The organism is Bifidobacterium jacchi (assembly GCF_009078285.1).
GTDB lineage: Bacteria > Actinomycetota > Actinomycetes > Actinomycetales > Bifidobacteriaceae > Bifidobacterium > Bifidobacterium jacchi.
In genome coordinates, this window is sequence record NZ_RQSP01000037.1 from 20593 (window position 1) to 21885 (window position 1293).

The window sequence follows — 1293 nt, forward strand, 5'->3', positions numbered from 1 at the left end:
CAGGAGCCACCCGTTTTCACCCGATCTCCAGCCGCCGGTACACACAACTGCAAGATACGGTGCAAAACACCCCACTTTTCGCCCCACACCCCAACCGCACCACCCAGCCGAACCTGCCGAACCACACAATAAAGCACAAATCGAGACCGGTCTGACTTATCTGCAAAACGGAAACGAATCGGCACAGGATAATCCGCTCACTGATCAGGCGTAGACGCGTTCGCGAATCGCCTGAATGCCGTCGGACTTCGACTTATGAGATTTGCCGAGGAATTCCAAGACATCCTCGCTCAGAGGCGCGTCGCACAAGCGAAGATAATCGTATTCCGCGCCGTCCTTATCAACGTTGTACCGATGACTGAGATCAACCATGACATGCCTCTTTTCGCATGAGACATACATCGCATGTCATAGTCTGTCACTGACGGTAAGTGAGCGGGTAAGAGATACTATGCGAGCACGCGATTACAGCTCGCCGCAGAGGGCGCGGGGCTGGAAGGAGGCGAACACTACAGGGCCACGACCTATTCGTCCCCTGCTACCTCCCCACATTTGATTCGAGCTTGTATTTGCAGTTCCTACTGGACGCTGGCGCGGTGGCGGTCACCAGACCGACGACGATGAGGCTACGTAGAAACTTGCGTACCGACATCAATCCTCTGCCGGTCACCTCGCCGATCTCACGAGCACTCAAAGCCTTCGAGGGGGATAGCGTCTCCAGCAGTTCGCGTTCTGCCACAGAAAAATCAGCGATCCGAGCTAGCAAGGAAGACTCAGAGTCAGCCATGCGTTTGACGCACTTCCGTATTAAGAAACACCCGGGAATGAAGGGATGGATGTGATTGCGATGACCGATATCAACGAGGGATACAACCTGTTTGTACCGTTGGACGAGCAGGGGGAACGGGATATGCAGTACGCGGATTTCGATGATCGTCATTGTGCATCGTTCGAGCTGAGAAGAGTCGAATATGAGGCACTCAATCCACTGTGGGATGCTTACAACTTCGCCTTTCACATCATCATCGACGAATACGAGGATGAGGAGCTACCTGCAGAACATGTTGCCACGGCACTACTGATGGCTCAGACCGCATTGGAAAAGAGCGCCAACGCGATCGAGCGCAACGGCCTGCATACCCTGATTGAGGCCTTACAGCTGGCGCAAAAACACCACACCTTCAGATAAGGCCCGATTTTTTGCGCACTTTGGTTTGGGCTTGAGATGGAAGGGCATGGCCCGTGTCCTGTGTACGATTTTCTGTCGCCAAACAAAACAAATCGCGATTGGAA

2 protein-coding genes are annotated in these 1293 nt (G+C 53.6%); one reads left to right on the forward strand and one right to left on the reverse strand.

The annotated features are described in order from the left end of the window. Positions 1 to 204: 204 nt before the first annotated feature. Positions 205 to 372 (reverse strand): hypothetical protein, encoded by a 168-nt coding sequence (locus tag EHS19_RS10840; RefSeq protein WP_175578392.1) that lies wholly within the window; start codon positions 370 to 372, stop codon positions 205 to 207. Between the two features lie 475 nt (positions 373 to 847). Here EHS19_RS10840 and EHS19_RS08720 point away from each other — a divergent pair, with 475 nt between their 5' ends. Beyond that, positions 848 to 1189 carry a hypothetical protein gene (locus tag EHS19_RS08720; protein ID WP_151917370.1) on the forward strand — a complete coding sequence of 114 codons (342 nt, stop codon included), beginning with the start codon at positions 848 to 850 and terminating at the stop codon, positions 1187 to 1189. The last annotated feature ends 104 nt before the right edge of the window (positions 1190 to 1293 follow it).

Coding starts and splice junctions, on each gene's coding strand:
- EHS19_RS10840 (WP_175578392.1), bottom strand. CDS start 372: ATGGTTGATCTCAGTCATCGGTACAACGTTGATAAGGACGGCGCGGAA.
- EHS19_RS08720 (WP_151917370.1), top strand. CDS start 848: ATGACCGATATCAACGAGGGATACAACCTGTTTGTACCGTTGGACGAG.